15 protein-coding genes are annotated in these 16,286 nt (G+C 45.4%); 9 read left to right on the top strand and 6 right to left on the bottom strand.

From position 1 onward, the window contains the following. Positions 1-104 precede the first annotated feature (104 nt). On the top strand, positions 105-779 hold the full coding sequence (locus ACTRXI_RS15140; RefSeq protein ID WP_474263873.1) for a cation:proton antiporter domain-containing protein: 675 nt from the start codon (positions 105-107) through the stop codon (positions 777-779). A gap of 93 nt (positions 780-872) precedes the next feature. On the opposite strand, the gene ACTRXI_RS15135 is transcribed toward ACTRXI_RS15140, so the two are convergent. Next, complete coding sequence (locus ACTRXI_RS15135; RefSeq protein ID WP_474263871.1) at positions 873-1,310, bottom strand: OsmC family protein; 438 nt, start codon at positions 1,308-1,310, stop codon at positions 873-875. Positions 1,311-1,458: 148 nt separating this feature from the next. Between ACTRXI_RS15135 and ACTRXI_RS15130 the strand changes: the two genes are divergently transcribed. Further along, positions 1,459-1,944, top strand: a complete 486-nt coding sequence (locus tag ACTRXI_RS15130) for an SRPBCC family protein (protein WP_474263869.1) — start codon at positions 1,459-1,461, stop codon at positions 1,942-1,944. A gap of 71 nt (positions 1,945-2,015) precedes the next feature. Then, on the top strand, positions 2,016-3,080 hold the full coding sequence (locus tag ACTRXI_RS15125) for an undecaprenyldiphospho-muramoylpentapeptide beta-N-acetylglucosaminyltransferase (protein ID WP_474263867.1): 1,065 nt from the start codon (positions 2,016-2,018) through the stop codon (positions 3,078-3,080). A 58-nt stretch (positions 3,081-3,138) separates the two neighbouring features. Here the strand turns inward: ACTRXI_RS15125 and ACTRXI_RS15120 are convergent, their stop codons facing one another. From ACTRXI_RS15120 to def, 4 genes are all read right to left on the bottom strand, one after another. Further along, positions 3,139-4,086 (bottom strand): ABC transporter substrate-binding protein, encoded by a 948-nt coding sequence (locus ACTRXI_RS15120; protein ID WP_474263865.1) that lies wholly within the window; start codon positions 4,084-4,086, stop codon positions 3,139-3,141. A 118-nt stretch (positions 4,087-4,204) separates the two neighbouring features. Continuing rightward, positions 4,205-5,872 carry a ribonuclease J1 gene (gene rnjA, locus ACTRXI_RS15115; protein ID WP_474263863.1) on the bottom strand — a complete coding sequence of 556 codons (1,668 nt, stop codon included), beginning with the start codon at positions 5,870-5,872 and terminating at the stop codon, positions 4,205-4,207. Between the two features lie 3 nt (positions 5,873-5,875). After that, positions 5,876-6,085, bottom strand: coding sequence for a DNA-dependent RNA polymerase subunit epsilon (locus ACTRXI_RS15110; protein WP_474263861.1), 210 nt, complete (start codon positions 6,083-6,085; stop codon positions 5,876-5,878). Between the two features lie 525 nt (positions 6,086-6,610). Further along, a complete protein-coding gene (def, locus tag ACTRXI_RS15105; RefSeq protein WP_474263859.1) occupies positions 6,611-7,156 on the bottom strand; it encodes a peptide deformylase in 546 nt (181 codons plus the stop codon). Between the two features lie 136 nt (positions 7,157-7,292). Between def and ACTRXI_RS15100 the strand changes: the two genes are divergently transcribed. The 5 genes from ACTRXI_RS15100 (at position 7,293) to lpdA (ending at position 13,311) form a co-directional block, all read left to right on the top strand. Next, positions 7,293-7,943 (top strand): YkyA family protein, encoded by a 651-nt coding sequence (locus ACTRXI_RS15100; protein WP_474263857.1) that lies wholly within the window; start codon positions 7,293-7,295, stop codon positions 7,941-7,943. A 480-nt stretch (positions 7,944-8,423) separates the two neighbouring features. Then, a complete protein-coding gene (pdhA, locus tag ACTRXI_RS15095) occupies positions 8,424-9,464 on the top strand; it encodes a pyruvate dehydrogenase (acetyl-transferring) E1 component subunit alpha (protein ID WP_474263879.1) in 1,041 nt (346 codons plus the stop codon). Positions 9,465-9,467: 3 nt separating this feature from the next. Then, entirely contained in the window at positions 9,468-10,445 is a 978-nt protein-coding gene (locus tag ACTRXI_RS15090; RefSeq protein ID WP_474263855.1) for an alpha-ketoacid dehydrogenase subunit beta, read from the top strand. A gap of 88 nt (positions 10,446-10,533) precedes the next feature. Beyond that, positions 10,534-11,892 (top strand): dihydrolipoamide acetyltransferase family protein, encoded by a 1,359-nt coding sequence (locus ACTRXI_RS15085; protein ID WP_474263853.1) that lies wholly within the window; start codon positions 10,534-10,536, stop codon positions 11,890-11,892. A gap of 3 nt (positions 11,893-11,895) precedes the next feature. Further along, on the top strand, positions 11,896-13,311 hold the full coding sequence (gene lpdA, locus ACTRXI_RS15080) for a dihydrolipoyl dehydrogenase (protein ID WP_474263851.1): 1,416 nt from the start codon (positions 11,896-11,898) through the stop codon (positions 13,309-13,311). Positions 13,312-13,461: 150 nt separating this feature from the next. Here the strand turns inward: lpdA and ACTRXI_RS15075 are convergent, their stop codons facing one another. Then, on the bottom strand, positions 13,462-15,063 hold the full coding sequence (locus tag ACTRXI_RS15075; protein ID WP_474263849.1) for a glycine betaine uptake BCCT transporter: 1,602 nt from the start codon (positions 15,061-15,063) through the stop codon (positions 13,462-13,464). A 385-nt stretch (positions 15,064-15,448) separates the two neighbouring features. Here ACTRXI_RS15075 and ACTRXI_RS15070 point away from each other — a divergent pair, with 385 nt between their 5' ends. After that, positions 15,449-16,258, top strand: coding sequence for a polysaccharide deacetylase family protein (locus ACTRXI_RS15070; protein ID WP_474263877.1), 810 nt, complete (start codon positions 15,449-15,451; stop codon positions 16,256-16,258). Positions 16,259-16,286 lie beyond the last annotated feature (28 nt).

Below are 16,286 nucleotides of genomic sequence, written 5' to 3'. Positions count from 1 at the left end.
CACCAGCCAAAAAAGAACGTGGATCGAACGATCCACGAACAAACATGACGCTTTTATTTTGTTTCTCAACAATCTGATTGTTTGGGATTGCTTCATCCATTTTTTTGTATAATGAATCCTTTTCTATTCTTTCGTTTCTGGGTGAATTTCTGCTCGTTTCGCTTGGCGGTGTGGCCGTCGGGGCGGCGGGAGGATGGCTTGTTACAAAAGCCGTACACGTTATACATAATCACGTGTACCAGGTGATGCTCAGTATAATTCTTGCCTACGGAGGCTTTTATATTGCTGAAGGCCTTGGAGCTTCTGGTGTTTTAGCAACAGTGTCTGCAGGTATCATGCTCTCCCGGGCCTTCCAGAAATCAGAAAAGGAGGAGGAGCTTCACTCCTATTTGGACGGCTTTTGGAAAGTGGTGGAGCCGGCCATATTGTCTCTGCTCTTTTTATTGATTGGCATCCAGTCAGCGGACTATCTTGCGTTCGGGCACTGGCTGCTTGCGATTGGAGTATTTATTATATCGTTAATCGTCCGTTTCATTGTATTGGGAGGTTTTCTGAAATTATCCCCCCATATCAAAGAGCGGTTTCAGTGGTCCTCCGTATTTATGATGAACTGGTCGGGGCTGAAGGGAACCGTTTCTGTGGCCCTGCTGCTGAGCATTGAAACGCAGTCAAGCAGCAGTGCGGATCTCGTCGTTTCTCTGACGTTTGCAGCTATTCTGCTGTCGCTTGTGATTCAAAGTCTTGGGGTCTATCCACTGGCACAGAAATTTTCTTCCTGAGAGTGTCAGGCTATGCCAGGTGATATGAAAACTAATATGTACAAGAAAAAACACGTCCCGATGAATACACCGGGAGTGTTTTTTGGTTTCCGGTTAAGCTTTACTCCAGTCAGCATTCATTTCCACTCCGGCTGCGTGCAGAGTAGTAAACACCGGACAGCGGGCATCAACCTTCTCCTGAAGCTCCTGAACACGTTCATCGCTTTCAGATGTCCGGACCTTCGCTTTTACCGAAACAGTCTGAAAATACGGGCGTACATCAGGATTGCCCATCATGCCTTCTGAATCAATGTTGCCATGTACCTGAAACGAAATACCCTGCAGATCAAAATCCATTTCTCTGGCCACGAAGTTGGCTACTGCGTTTTCGCAGCCTGCCAGGGAGGAGAGAAGAGCAGATAAAGGGTCCATGCCCTGATTGCTTCCGCCAAGATTTTCCGGCTCATCGATCGTAATTTCATGATTGCCTGCAGAGAGGTCAGTCTGAAAGTTTTTGGCATCTCCTTCTACGTTAAATTCCATATTAGCCATAGTTATTCACTCCTTTGGGTAGAACTACCGTACTATACCCATGCCCCTATTAAGATAAACAAGAATGGCAGCCAATCCTCAAGTTGCGTTTTTTCAGCTATCCTTTAGGGAATGGGATAAAAAGCAAACTGTAAAGGAGAAATCAATTATGGCAAAGTACAGTAGAATTATCGCCCAGGCAGGGTGCCACATTCATCACGCAGAGCCTGCACAGGTATATGAAGCCTGGACCAATCCTGAGCTGATGAAAATGTGGATGTTTCCTTCAGGTGGAGAAAAAGAAGCAGAAGCGGAGGCTGATGTAACAGAAGGGGGAGCATGGAGCGTCGTGAACGAAGGCCAGGAGGAAGCGTACCGGGCCTACGGGAAGTATCTGGAAATAGATCCGCCGGAACGAATCAAAAAAACGCTCGTCCGTAAAGAGACAGGCGGGCAGGACGAAAAAATCACAGTGGAAATTAACTCAATTTTAAACGGAAGCCAGCTGATTGTAACCCAGGACGTAGTTTTTCTTCACCATGAACAGCTGGAGGGAAAAGTAGTCGAAGAGCATTTAAGAGAACAAAGGCTCCGAACGGAAAAATATTGGCATGAAATGTTTTCCTTACTATCGAAACAACTTACACCTTCGTAAGCATATGATATTATAAAAGACGGGACAATATTTCCCCTACAGACTTAACGACGTATAGGATGATGAGGAAAATGCAGAAAAAGATCGTATTTACCGGCGGTGGCTCCGCCGGTCACGTTACGCCGAATATTGCTGTGATTAATGAGCTCGATCAAAGCGATTGGGACATTTATTATGTCGGCTCAAAAGAAGGTATTGAAAAAGAGCTGATTGAGCGCAAAGGCATACGGTACCACTCTATCAGTTCGGGGAAACTGCGCCGTTACATAGACTGGCAGAATATTACTGATATTTTCCGTGTGGTAAAAGGCTGCCTTGAAGCCCGTAAGTATTTAAAAAAGGTTAAACCGAATGTGGTATTCTCCAAGGGCGGCTTTGTCACTGTGCCGGTAATTATCGCAGCCAAAACATTGAATATTCCCGTTATTATTCATGAAAGTGATATTACGCCAGGACTTGCCAATAGAATCGCCCAGCGGTTTGCGACAAAAATATTCACATCGTTCGATGAAGCGACAGCTCATTTTCCTTCCGGAAAAGCAAAAGCTCTCGGTTCACCGGTGCGAAAAGAAATCACACGTGGAGACAAAAGAAAAGGGCTCGAGTTCCTTCAATTCGAAGACTCCCGGCCGGTACTTACCGTTATGGGGGGGAGCCTTGGCGCAAAAAAAATTAATGAAACGGTGCGTGCGGCGCTTCCGTGGCTCACGGATAAATATCAGGTAGTTCACCTTTGTGGTAAAGGCCATACAGACGATAGTCTGGAAGGTCAGCCAAACTACCGTCAATTCGAATATGTTAATGAAGAACTGCCGGATGTGCTGGCTGCCACAAACACAATCATTACCCGGGGCGGTTCCAATTCTATTTTTGAATTTCTGACGCTGCATCTGCCAATGCTGATTGTGCCGTTAACACGTGCTCAAAGCAGGGGAGACCAGATTCTGAATGCTGAGTCATTTAAGGAAAAAGGATATGCAGCTGTTCTGGAAGAAGAACAGCTGAGTGAAGAAACGCTGCGCGAAGCTCTGCAGAACATTGAAGACAGCCGGGACGATACGATCGCCCAGATGAAAACATATATGGCTGAAAATCCATTGGATCTTATTATCAAAGAGCTGTATGCCTATCACTAATCAAAGCCTCCCCGGCACTTGTGGCCGGGGAGGCTTTGCATATTAAAAGGAAATTGCATTACTCAGCAAGTAGGCCGGCAATTAAATCAATCTGCTCGTTAATGGAAATAGGGTCATACGGATAATACGTGTCGTAATCAAGAAAATAAAACTGGTCGTTCTGTACAGCATCGAGGTTTGCCCAGACATCGGAATTCTGGATTTTTTCCTTGCTTTCACCAGTCTCCTCAGGGTCGTAGGTAGTCATAAACATATGATCGGCCGAGTACTCCTCAAGCACCTCCATTGAAATCTCCTGCGCATTTTCGCCCATAACCTCCTCCTGAATTTTCTCGGGAGCGTTCAAATCAAGAGCATTATAGATAGCCTGGCCGCCCCGGCCGCCATTCGCCCCAAAAACATAAAGGTCGTTATTATTGGTCAGTTCATATAATCCGAAAGTATCATCCTCTTCTATTGTACCCTCAAGACGTTCTTTTGCATCCACTGCGGTTTCCTCAATGGTGTCTTTAAAATCTTCAGCTTCTGCCTGATTATTGGTCAATTCCCCGAATGTACCAAGCGTTTCCTGAACATTTGTATCCGGGTTGTACGGAATATGAACCGTAGGCGCAATCTGCGACAGCTGTTCGTAATTGTCATCATACATCACAACAATTAAATCAGGATCGAGCTCGAGTACTTCTTCAGGATCAATTGGATTCCCAACATTTTTTGCTTCGCTCAAGTGTTCTTCAAGAAAAGGATTGGAAAATGCATCTGGTCCGGAACCGGATACGTCTGCATCAACCGCAAGCAGCTCGCCGGCATAGTAATCTGTCACAATCGTTTCTGGGTCTGAGGGAATGGAGACGTTGCCTTTTTCTGTTTCATATGCTCTGGTTTGTTCACTGCTGTCTGCATTATCTGCAGAAGAACTGGTTCCTTCCCCGCTGCTGCAGGAAGCGAGCAGCACCGTGCCAGCTGTAACAACAGCAAATCGTCCAGTAATCGTATGTAAGCGCATCAAAATCCTCCCTGTTTAAATGATAATGATTTTCAATATCACTATTGTAACGAAAAGAAAAAGAAAAATCTACACAAAAAAGCCCCCGCAATATATGCGGAGGCAGAAGCGAAGTGGTTTACACTTCCATAATAATAGGGAGAATCATTGGGCGCCGCTTCGTACGCTCGTATAGATAAGGTGCCAGACTGTCTATAATTTCTGATTTAATCTCAGACCACTGACTGGTTTTACGTTTCATCACTTCGTCAAGATGTCTGCTTAATGTTTTCTGGGCATCGTTAATCAAATCCCCGGATTCACGCATATAAACGAAGCCGCGTGAAATTAAGTCTGGACCTGCTGAAACCTTAAAGTTTTTCATATCGATACTTACGACCACTACGACGAGTCCTTCTTCGGATAAAATGCGGCGGTCCCGGAGCACAATGTTGCCAATGTCACCGATACCGTGACCGTCGACATAAACAGCACCGGAAGGCACCTTGCCTACGACAGAAGCACTGTCCCGGGTCAGGGCGAGCACTTCACCGTTTTCCATAATAAAGGAATTTTCGAGAGGTACGCCGCAGTCCCTGGCAAGTCTCGAATGCATTTTCAGCATCCGGTATTCGCCGTGAATCGGCATGAAATATTTCGGGCGCATTAAGCGCAGCATAAGCATTTGTTCCTGCTGGCTTCCGTGACCGGAAGTATGAATGTTGTTCAGTGAGCCGTGGATGACACGCGCTCCTGCACGGTAGAGCTGGTTAATAATTTTATGCACGGATGTCGTATTTCCTGGAATAGGAGAACTTGAGAATACGACAGTGTCTCCGGGAATAATCTGAATCTGACGGTGGGTCCCGTGGGCTACACGGGAAAGAGCTGCCATTGGTTCGCCCTGGCTCCCGGTACATAAAATGGCTGCCTGATCGTCCGGCAGTTTATTTAGCTGGGAAGGCTCCACGAACGTTCCTTTTGGTGCATTAATATATCCGAGCTCCTGGCCAATCGTGATGGATGATTCCATACTGCGGCCGAATACAGCGATTTTGCGTCCGTCCTTTACAGCTGCATCCACGGCCTTTTGAAGACGGTATATATTAGAAGCAAATGTTGCAAAAATGATTCTTCCTTTGGCCTGGCGGAAGATGGAACGGATGTTGTCCCCGACTTTTCGTTCGGATACAGTGAACCCTGGAACCTCCGCATTCGTGCTGTCCGAGAGCAGGCACAGCACGCCTTTTTCGCCGATGTCAGCCATTTTGGCTAAATTGGCCGGCTCTCCTACAGGAGTGAAGTCAAATTTGAAATCTCCCGTATGGACAACATTCCCTTCAGGAGTGTGGACATTGATACCGAGAGAATCAGGAATACTATGGGTGGTCCGGAAAAAATCCACTTTTAAATGATTAAAAGCAACAGGCTGGTCTTCCTGAACAGTATTTAATTTTGCTTTGCGTAAAAGCCCGCGTTCTTCGAGCTTTCCTTTTAACAGACCAATGGCCAATGGGCCGCCGTAAATAGGGACATTTAATTCTTTCAGCAGAAATGGGACACCGCCGATATGGTCTTCGTGCCCGTGGGTGATAAAGACGCCTTTAATTTTTTCTTTGTTCCGCACCAGGTATGTGTAATCGGGAATGACGTAGTCGATTCCAAGCAGGTCATCTTCTGGGAACATGATACCGGCATCGATCACGATAATTTCATCCTGGTATTGAACCACATACGTGTTTTTGCCGATTTCGCCTAACCCGCCCAGGGCAAAAACAGCAACTTGGTTTTGGTTTATTTGTTTCATACGTTATAAATTCTCCACTTGAAAGTCTTCAGATCTTTGTTCGAACTCAAGCTGCTTATCAGTAAGCCCCTGAACGAATTCAATGTTAAATTGTTTGTCGGCGAGTTTGCGGCGGACTTCCCGCTCAGATTCTGCTTCTACATATAGTGAATGAGTATTTTCCCGTACAGGGGCTTCTGTGAAATTATTCTGGTAAAAAACTTTGTAAATCATCGTAAATATCTCTCCTTCTTGAAATGTAAATGCGGCGTTTATAGCTGCTTTAGAAAAAAATGGTTTTTTGGCATAAACTAGTACTGTAAATAGAAAAAAGCAAAATAATGCAGGAAGGACAGGAAGTAATCGTTGCAACAGCCTGGCTGTTTAATCAAAAATGACTTCATATCCAGAGCGGTTCTACTCAGCTTCCGGCCAAAGAACTCAAGCTGAACAGCACCACAGTGTACGTACCAACCATTAATAATTCATATTATAAAGCATGAAACTGTTTTTTTCATCCTTTTAATCACTTCTGTCCAAAAATCATCCGGGTGCAGAGTAAGAAAAAGACAAAATAAAGTAACTATACGGGTACTAAAGAACCATGATAGTATAGGAAGGGAATAAATTATCTATAAATGCATAAAGTTTCTTTTATAGAAATTATTACCAAATAAAAACGGAGAGAGAAAACTTTACAGGAAAAAACTGATGAGATGAAAAAAGCATTCTCCCGAAGGAAAACGCTTCTTTAGCAGGCTATAGCTTTGGCAGTTCCCGTTTGTACTCGTCCTCGTAATCTTCAATCCGGTCGTAAAACATAACCCCGTTCAGGTGATCAATCTCGTGCTGGGCAACAATAGCCGGCAGTCCCCGGAGACGCAGCTTCACTTCTTCGTTTTCAAGAGTCTGGGCCTTTAATGTGATACGCGAATATCTTGGAACGTTTCCAGGCACTTCCCGGTCTACTGAAAGGCATCCTTCTCCGCCCTCTAAATGAGTGGTTTCTACAGAATGGCTCAGAATTTTTGGGTTGATGAAGCCGTAGCTGTACAGCTCATCTTTGTCGTCGGTCACATGCATGGCAAACATTCTTTTATTAATGCCAAGCTGGGGTGCTGCTACACCGACGCCGGAACGGAGCTCATATTTTTCAGCGGTTTCCTCGTCCTGGCTGTTTTTTAAGAAATCCAGCATTTCCTGCAGGGTATTCAGATCTTCAGGAGCCGGAGGAACCGGGACTTCTTCAGATACTTTGCGGAGCGCAGGGCTTCCCTCACGCTTAATATCTTTCATTGTTAACATGAATCAACTGCCTCCAATCAAGCTTACATATGATAGTCGTTAATAACAGTGTATTAGTATAGCAAAAAAATTTCAGCTAAAACAGCTCTAAAGTGTGAAATAGCCGTAAAAATATAAATATACAGGAGGAATACATATGTACAAAATGAACAAAAAATTGACAGGAGCAGCAGTCGTTACATTATCGGCTTTAGTATTATCGGCATGCGGGTCTCCAGAGGGAAGCATCCAGAATCACTGGAGTGAAGCAGCTGGAGCTGAAGAGGATTTTTCCAGTAAAGATGAAGAATTGACCGAACTGGCCCAGGAAGAACAAAATGTATTCGAAAATTTAACTTCCTATGAGAATGATGAAAAGAAAAAAATTGAATCATCTGTAGAAGAAGCTGTAGGATCAGTGAATGAACGTAAAGAATTAATGGAAGAAGAACAGGAAGAAATTAATCAGGCGTATGAGGAAGCAATGAACGCAGACGAACCGATTGAAAATCTGGAAAATGAACAAATGACTGAAAAAGCTAATCAGGCCCAGAAGGCGATGGAAAAGAGAAACGAAGCATTTAACGGAGTACACGATGCTTATATGGAAGCAGCGGATAAAGAAATTGATATGTATGAATCGTTTAATGATAAAAATCTAGAGCTTGAAGCGCTCGAGGAGCAGCTTGATACTATTAACAGTTCATATAAAGAAGTGGAGAACCACAGGGAAACATTTAATACAGAAACAAAAGCATTCAATGAAGCTAAAAATGCATTCGGGGATATAACGGAGGAAGAGAGTTAATTCAGTTTTATAACAAGGCGGCGGGGCCAGGCGGCGAATGGAGAAAAAGGGCTGAACTGTTTATATAAGCGTAGGCCGATGATATATAACAGATTTGCTTATTTACAAATAATAGAAGGTGCCAAATGGCAGGATAATCCTTTGAACAAAAAGGATTGACGTATCTTTTTCGTTTGGTATATTCTAACTATTGAAAAGTATTGTTTCATTGAAATGATATAATAAACTGAAACAGTTACTTATTTGTTCTTTGTTAAAATTATCCTTGATTACATTAAGCTTGTGAAGGGTATTAAAAGATGATGTGGTCTTAAATCCGCACGCGGAAAATACTCTAGCAGCAGATTGTGAAATTCGGGCGATAATTGAAGAACAGATAAAACACAACTACTGGATACAGCCGGTGTATTTTAAGAAGAGAGGAAGAGGTGAACATTTGTGGCGACAAAAACGATTGAACAAGTCGAAAGTCACTTTGAAATGTTTCAAATTTTAAATGAAAACGGAGAGGTAGTTAACAAGGACGCAATGCCTGACCTTTCCGATGAGCAGCTTCAGGAAATCATGCACCGCATGGTCTATACGCGCATCTGGGACCAGCGCGCCATTTCCCTGAACCGTCAGGGACGGCTCGGCTTCTACGCGCCAGTAGCAGGACAGGAAGCTTCCATGATCGGCTCCCACTATGCACTGGAAAAAGAAGACTGGATTCTTCCGGGCTACCGGGATGTACCACAGGTAGTATGGCACGGCCTTCCGTTATATCAGGCGTTCCTTTATTCCCGCGGCCATTTCCATGGCGGTCAGATTCCGGAAGGCGTAAACATTCTCCCCCCTCAAATAATTATCGGGGCTCAGATTGTACAGGCAGCAGGCGTCGCGCTTGGTTTAAAGCGCCGTCATCAGGATAATGTTGCTATTACTTATACTGGGGACGGCGGCGCTTCCCAGGGCGACTTCTACGAAGGTATGAACTTCGCAGGTGCCTATGAAGCTCCGGCTATCTTTGTTGTGCAAAACAACCAATTTGCCATCAGCGTGCCGGTAGAAGAACAGTCCGCAGCTAAAACGATTGCTCAAAAAGCGGTAGCTGCTGGGATTCACGGCGTGCAGGTTGACGGCATGGACATCCTTGCCATGTACTCTGTCACGGAAACAGCCCGTAAGAATGCCTTAAACGGAGAACCTACCCTGATTGAGTCCGTGTGTTACCGTTACGGCCCGCATACAATGGCTGGTGACGATCCGACCCGTTACCGCACAGAAGAACTCGATAACGAATGGGAAAAGAAAGACCCGCTTATTCGTTTCCGGAAGTTTCTTGAGGATAAAGACCTTTGGAATGAAGATAAAGAAAACGAAGTGGTAGATCAGGCGAAAGCCGATATTAAAGAAGCGATTAAACAGGCAGACGATACACCGAAACAAAAAGCCTCCGATTTAATCGAAATTATGTATGAAAAGCTTCCGCAAAACCTGCAGGAACAGCTCGAAGAATACAGAGAGAAGGAGTCGAAGTAAGCCATGGCGCAAATGACGATGATTCAAGCAATTACAGATGCAATGCGTACGGAACTGAAAAATGACGAGAACGTCCTCGTCTATGGGGAAGACGTAGGCCAGAACGGCGGTGTTTTCCGTGCTACGGAAGGCCTGCAGGATGAGTTTGGTGAAGAGCGTGTATTTGATACTCCGCTCGCAGAATCTGGTATCGGGGGCTTAACGCTCGGTTTGGCTGTTACTGGCTTCCGTCCGGTAATGGAAATCCAGTTTTTCGGCTTTGTATTTGAAACAATGGACGAAGTTGTCGGCCAGATCGCACGTCTGCGCTACCGCACAGGCGGTAAATACGGTGCGCCGGTAACTATCCGTACACCTTACGGCGGCGGAGTGAAGACTCCGGAGCTGCACGCTGACAGCCTGGAAGGCCTGATTGCACAATCCCCGGGTATCTCAGTTGTTATTCCATCGACTCCTTACGATGCAAAAGGTCTGCTGATTTCTGCTATCCGCAGCAATGACCCGGTCTTTTATCTCGAGCACATGAAGCTGTACCGTTCTTTCCGGGAAGAAGTGCCGGAAGAGGAATACACAGTGGAAATCGGCAAAGCGGATGTGAAGCGTGAAGGAAAAGACGTTACTCTGATTGCTTACGGCGCTATGGTGCACACATGCCTGAAAGCAGCTGATCAGCTTGCAGAGGAAGGATACGAAGCAGAAGTAATCGACCTGCGTACTGTAAGCCCGATTGACATGGACACCATTGTTGAATCCGTGAAAAAGACTAATCGTGCTGTTATGGTGCAGGAAGCACAAAGACAGGCAGGTGTCGGCTCCAACGTTATGGCTGACCTTAATGAGCGCGCAATTCTGCACCTTGAGGCACCGGTACTTCGTGTAGCAGCTCCTGACACTGTTTTCCCATTTGCAGCGGCTGAAGATGTATGGCTGCCAAATGAAAATGACGTGATCGAAAAGGCGAAAGCAGTACTCAACTTCTAAATTTGTAAATGACTGCAACAGGTTGATGGCTGAAATCAACCTGTTTGCTACGCGTAATATCGAATGTAAACTAAAGGAGGCATTTGTTTTGGCTTATGAATTTAAACTTCCCGATATTGGTGAGGGAATTCACGAAGGCGAGATCGTTTCATGGCAGGTTAAGCCCGGCGATGAAATCAAAGAAGACGACGTACTCTGCGAAGTACAAAACGATAAAGCAGTTGTGGAAATTCCTTCCCCTGTAGACGGAAAAGTTTTAGAGCTTAAAGTGGATGAAGGAACAACAACCACCGTCGGTGAAGTGATTCTCACTATCGATGATGGCAGCGGAGAGGAGTCCTCTTCAGATGATTCCGCGGAAGATGCTTCCGGCGATGAAAGTTCCGAAGGTAAATCAGAAAGAGACGAGCAGGAGCAGAATGATGCTCAGCCGGCTTCCACGGAAGCAGAAAAAGAAAGTCCGACACCAGCAGGCGGCGAGAGTGCCAGTACGTCAGGAGAAGCAGACGTAGATGAAAACGCACGCGTTATCGCCATGCCTTCTGTGCGCAAATATGCGCGTGAAAATGACGTAACGATTCAAAAAGTCAAAGGAACAGGCAAAAACGGCCGTATTCTCCGTGAAGATATCGATGCATTCCTGAGCGGCGATCAGTCAGCTGAAGAAGAAACAACAGAAGCTGCTTCCGGCGCTGAAGAAAGCAAAACAGCAGCGAGCGCAGCAGCACCTTCCCAGGATCAGGGCGCTATGGAAGAACGTGTGCCGCTTAAAGGTATCCGTAAAGCTATCGCTCAAAAAATGGTACAATCAAAACAGACGGCTCCACACGTTACTCATATGGACGAAGTGGACGTCAGTGCGCTGGTTGACCACCGTAAAAAATTCAAGCCGATGGCAGCAGAGCAGGATATCAAGCTTACGTACCTGCCGTACGTAGTAAAAGCTCTGACTTCCGCAATCCGTAAGTTCCCTGTATTGAACGCTTCTATCGATGATGAAGCTTCTGAAATCGTGTATAAGCATTACTTCAATATCGGTATTGCAGCTGATACAGAGCAGGGACTTGTCGTACCGGTTGTGAAGGACACAGATCGCAAGCCAATCTTTACACTGGCTGACGAAATCAACGAACTTGCTACAAAAGCAAGAGACGGAAAGCTTTCCTCGGCTGAAATGAGCGGAGGCTCTGCTACGATTTCGAACCTTGGATCTGCAAAAGGTGCTTTCTTTACTCCGGTTATTAATCATCCGGAAGTAGCGATTCTTGGTATTGGCCGTATTGAAGAAAAAGCGGTAGTGCGCGACGGTGAAATTGTTGCTGCGCCAATGCTTGCTCTTTCATTAAGCTATGACCACCGCCTAATCGATGGCATGACAGCACAGCACGCATTGAATCACATCAAACGCTTGTTAAATGAACCAGAACTAATCTCAATGGAGGGATAATTCATGGTAGTAGGAGATTTTGCAGAAGAAATTGACACGCTAGTAGTAGGTGCTGGTCCGGGTGGCTATGTCGCGGCCATCCGTGCGGCCCAGCTTGGACAAAAGGTAACTATCGTAGAAAAAGGAAATCTGGGCGGAGTCTGCTTGAACGTAGGCTGCGTACCGTCCAAAGCATTAATCCAGGCGGGCCACCGTTTTCACGAAGCCAATGAAGGCGCGGAAAACATGGGTATCACCTCTAAAGGTGCCGATGTGGATTTCACAAAGGTACAGGAGTGGAAAGGCAGCGTCGTTGAAAAGCTTACTGGCGGCGTTGAATCCCTTCTAAAAGCAAACAAGGTAAATATCGTAAAAGGGGAAGCTTACTTCTCCGACAAGGATCAGGTAAAAGTTTCCACGGATGAATACAGTTCCCAAACGTATAAATTTAATAACTGCATCATTGCTACGGGGTCCCGTCCGGTGGAACTCAAGCCGCTTCCGTTCGGAAAACGTGTACTTGATTCTACTGGCGGCTTAAATCTCGAAGAAATTCCGAAAAGCATGATTGTGGTCGGCGGCGGCTATATCGGCATCGAGATGGCTGGAGCGTATGCAAACCTTGGTACAGAGGTGACGGTGCTTGAAGGCGAGAATCGTATTCTTTCCCAGGGCTTTGAAAAGCAGATGACTCAGCCGGTGCAGAAGAAATTAAAAGCACAGGGCGTTGATATTCAAACAGAAGCATTTGCCCAGGGCGTTGAGGAATCAGAGGACAGCGTAACTCTTACAGCTGAAGTAAAAGGCGAAGAAAAAACGTTTGAAGCAGAATATGTACTGGTTGCTGTAGGACGCCGTCCAAATACAGAAGAACTGGGACTTGAGCAAATCGGCGTGGAAATCGGCGAACGTGGTCTTATCCAGGTGGACGAGCAGTCCCGTACCAGTGTAGATAACATCTACGCAATTGGTGACATCGTACCTGGCCTGCCGCTTGCTCATAAAGCTTCCTACGAAGCGAAAGTAGCTGCAGAAGCTATTGCCGGAGAAGCAGCAGCAGTCGATTATCTCGGTATGCCGATGGTTGTCTTCTCGGATCCGGAGCTTGCAAGCGTTGGATACACTGAAGAAGACGCGAAGGAAGCAGGCTTTGACGTAAAATCCGCGAAGTTTCCGTTCCAGGCAAACGGACGGGCATTGTCTCTGGACGTCTCTGAAGGCTTCATGAAGTTCATTACGCGCAAGGATGATGGATTAGTCATCGGGGCACAAATCGTTGGTCCTAACGCTTCTGACATGATTGCAGAAGCAGGCCTGGCAATTGAAGCAGGTATGACGGCAGAAGATGTGGCGATGACCGTTCATGCTCACCCAACGTTAGGTGAGATTACGATGGAAACGGCAGAAGCAGCACTTGGCATGCCAATTCACATTACGTAATAAAATTAAGAAGGCCGCGGCTTATCACAGCCGTGGCCTTCTTGTGTATAGTAGAAGAGCAGCTGCTCGCGGAAGCAGAATATTTCATGCCTTCTTAGTATAATAAAAACCCCGGCGCTCTGGCCGGGGTTTTCTTATTTCGTTTACAAGCTACTCTTTGCCAGTCAGGTCTTTTTGAAGCTCTTCCTGTTCTTTGCGAAGCTGTTCGCGTTCACGACGGGAAAGTCCTGTTTCATCATCCTGGCGCAGCTTGCGTTCTTTATTAAGAATAGTGCGGTCGGTTTGGAGAGCTTTTAACAAGGATACACACATTAAGATCATGATAATAGTAAACGGCAGGGCCGCAATAGTCATGACAATTTGTATACCCTCAATACCTCCGGATGCGAGCAGCATCGCTGCAGAACCGGAAATAACAAGTCCCCAGATGAATTTAATGGAAACCGGCGGGTTCAGGCTTCCGTTTGTCGTTTGCATTCCGAGAACAAATGTAGCCGAGTCTGCGGAAGTAATGAAAAAGCTCATGATCAAAAGTAATGCTACAAAGCCTGTGATCGCTCCGAAAGGAAGGGTGTCAAGAAGGCCGAACAGAGCAATTTCATCACTCTGGCTCGTCATTAACTCGTACAGGCCGCCGTTTTGAGCATTGTCTTCAGCAATACCTGTTGTTGCAAAAACGGCAAACCATACAAACGAAAAGATCGATGGTACTAGCAGGACACCGGTAATAAATTCACGGATCGTCCGGCCACGGGATACGCGGGCAATAAAGGTACCAACAAATGGTGCCCATGCAATCCACCAGGCCCAGTAGAATATTGTCCAGGAGTCGAGCCATGCCCGGTCTCCACTATATTCATACGTGGTAAAGCTCTGGGCCGGCAGGTTCTCCATATAGGCTCCAATACCGTTTGTGAAAGAGTTTAAAATGCTTGTCGTCGGTCCGGCGAAAAGGACAAACAGCATAAGTACCGCAGCCAGCGCAATGTTTGCCCAGCTTAAATAGCGGATACCTCTGTTTAAGCCGGTCGTTGCCGATGCAAGATAAATAATAGTGAAGATAAGAATAATAATCAGCTGTGTCGGCAGATTGAGATTGATTCCTTCAAAAATATAACTCAGCCCGCCGTTGACCTGGGTGGCTCCATATCCGAGGGACTGGGCGACACCAAAAATAGTAGCGAATACAGCAATAAAGTTGATTAAAGTACCCATCGATCCGTCGACACGATCGCCAAGAAGCGGCCGGAACGCCGAGCTGATAATCCCCGGGGCGTTATGACGGAACTGGAAATAGGCAAGTGCGAGTGCTACAACTGAATAAACTGCCCACGGGTGAAGACCCCAGTGGAAAAACGAAAGACGTATAGAGTCTGCTGCTGCCGCCTGGCTTTGTGCCTCTGCTTCAGGCCCACCGTAATAGTGATAAAGCGGCTCAGCAACGCCCCAGTATACCAGGCCGATCCCCATACCGGCTGTAAATAGAAACGCAAACCATGTTAAGTAACTGTACTCCGGTCGTTCGTCTGGTTTCCCCAAACGAATTTTCCCGTATGGACTAAACACTAAGTAAATACAAAAGATAACGAAAAACGTTGCGGAAATTAGATAAAACCATCCGAGATTAGTAACAATCCATCCCTGGATCTCACCGGTCACTGTATTTAAATTTCCTGGCGTGACAACACCCCAGATGATTACCGCAAGCGCCGCTATCAGGGTCACAAAAAAGACGCTTGTTAATTTTCTCATGACTTTTTACATTCCACCTTTCTTTTAGCGGGGTATTCGATTTTTAGGCAGCGGTACTCAGCAAAAGAGGGGATAGTTGCAATTCCTGTAAGCAGGTACATACCTATTTAATAAATGACAACGATGATTATTATAACACTCATAACTTCATACGCAACCAGGACGCATGAATAATCTATACCCTAAACCTAGGCCCCCAAACCCAGAAGGCTTCATATATAATTGTTAAAAAATACCTAGGGGTAATAAGCAGCGTTAATATTTCCATACAAACGTTATTATTAACATTTTATAGAAATTTTTTAGACTTTTAGCCCTGCCTTGCAGAAATTTTGCTAAAATATAAAAGGGAATAATTAAACAGGGGGACTCGGGGTTGAAAAAAATGCTGATATTATCATCGCTAGCCGTACTTCTTGCAGGCTGTTCGAATACAGGAGAAGACAATGCAGATGCAGAAAAAAAAGAAAAAGCAAATACTGCTGCTCATGAGGAAACAGGGGAGCAGAATAAGGAAAAAAAAGGGGAGCAGGAGCAGCAAGAAGAATCAGTCTCAAAGGAGGAAGAACTGATCTATAAAGTTAATGAAGCAAATTGGACAATCCAGGCAGAAGAAAGCGAAGGCAATGAAGTTCTTCTCACATTTGATGATGCTCCGGATGGAAATGCTGTAAAAATCGCGGATATTTTAGCGGAAAATGAGGTGCCTGCCATCTTTTTTGTAAATGGTATGTTTCTGAAAGATGAAGAAGGCAGAAATGCCCTGAAAAAAATACACGACATGGGGTTTGCGATAGGTAATCATACGACTTCTCATGCTTCACTTCCGGATTTATCAGAAGAGGCGCAGCTTGAAGAATTAAAAGAAACCGATGAACTTGTAAAAGAAATAACCGGGGAAACACCGGCATTTTTCCGTGCCCCGTTTGGACAGAACACTTCATTTAGTGATGAATATGCCAAAGAACATGGCATGATAAAAATGAATTGGACGTATGGGTATGATTTTGAAGCAGAATACCAGGAAGCAGAAGCACTCACGGATATTACGCTGAATACGGAACTATTAACGGATGGTGCAAATATTCTTATGCATGACAGGGAATGGACGAAAGAAGCGCTCGGTCCAATTATTGAAGGATTTAATGAAAAAGGCTATTCCTTTATTGACCCCCAATATATAGAAAAAGAGTAGAAAAATGCTTGATATTAAAGCTTTTTAT

The sequence above is a fragment of the Marinococcus sp. LNHM4E3-1 genome, from assembly GCF_056034405.1.
Note: the sequence above shows the minus strand (reverse complement) of the source record. Positions and strands in the feature narration are given on the sequence as shown.

What these genes read in the sequence shown, in the direction of transcription:
- rnjA (WP_474263863.1), bottom strand. Translation starts at nt 5,872, where the DNA reads ATGAAACAAATAAACCAAAACCAAGTTGCTGTTTTTGCCCTGGGCGGG.
- ACTRXI_RS15130 (WP_474263869.1), top strand. Translation starts at nt 1,459, where the DNA reads ATGGCAAAGTACAGTAGAATTATCGCCCAGGCAGGGTGCCACATTCAT.
- ACTRXI_RS15075 (WP_474263849.1), bottom strand. Translation starts at nt 15,063, where the DNA reads ATGAGAAAATTAACAAGCGTCTTTTTTGTGACCCTGATAGCGGCGCTT.
- ACTRXI_RS15120 (WP_474263865.1), bottom strand. Translation starts at nt 4,086, where the DNA reads ATGCGCTTACATACGATTACTGGACGATTTGCTGTTGTTACAGCTGGC.
- ACTRXI_RS15135 (WP_474263871.1), bottom strand. Translation starts at nt 1,310, where the DNA reads ATGGCTAATATGGAATTTAACGTAGAAGGAGATGCCAAAAACTTTCAG.
- ACTRXI_RS15125 (WP_474263867.1), top strand. Translation starts at nt 2,016, where the DNA reads ATGCAGAAAAAGATCGTATTTACCGGCGGTGGCTCCGCCGGTCACGTT.
- lpdA (WP_474263851.1), top strand. Translation starts at nt 11,896, where the DNA reads ATGGTAGTAGGAGATTTTGCAGAAGAAATTGACACGCTAGTAGTAGGT.
- ACTRXI_RS15100 (WP_474263857.1), top strand. Translation starts at nt 7,293, where the DNA reads ATGTACAAAATGAACAAAAAATTGACAGGAGCAGCAGTCGTTACATTA.
- ACTRXI_RS15110 (WP_474263861.1), bottom strand. Translation starts at nt 6,085, where the DNA reads ATGATTTACAAAGTTTTTTACCAGAATAATTTCACAGAAGCCCCTGTA.
- pdhA (WP_474263879.1), top strand. Translation starts at nt 8,424, where the DNA reads ATGTTTCAAATTTTAAATGAAAACGGAGAGGTAGTTAACAAGGACGCA.
- ACTRXI_RS15070 (WP_474263877.1), top strand. Translation starts at nt 15,449, where the DNA reads ATGCTGATATTATCATCGCTAGCCGTACTTCTTGCAGGCTGTTCGAAT.
- def (WP_474263859.1), bottom strand. Translation starts at nt 7,156, where the DNA reads ATGTTAACAATGAAAGATATTAAGCGTGAGGGAAGCCCTGCGCTCCGC.
- ACTRXI_RS15090 (WP_474263855.1), top strand. Translation starts at nt 9,468, where the DNA reads ATGGCGCAAATGACGATGATTCAAGCAATTACAGATGCAATGCGTACG.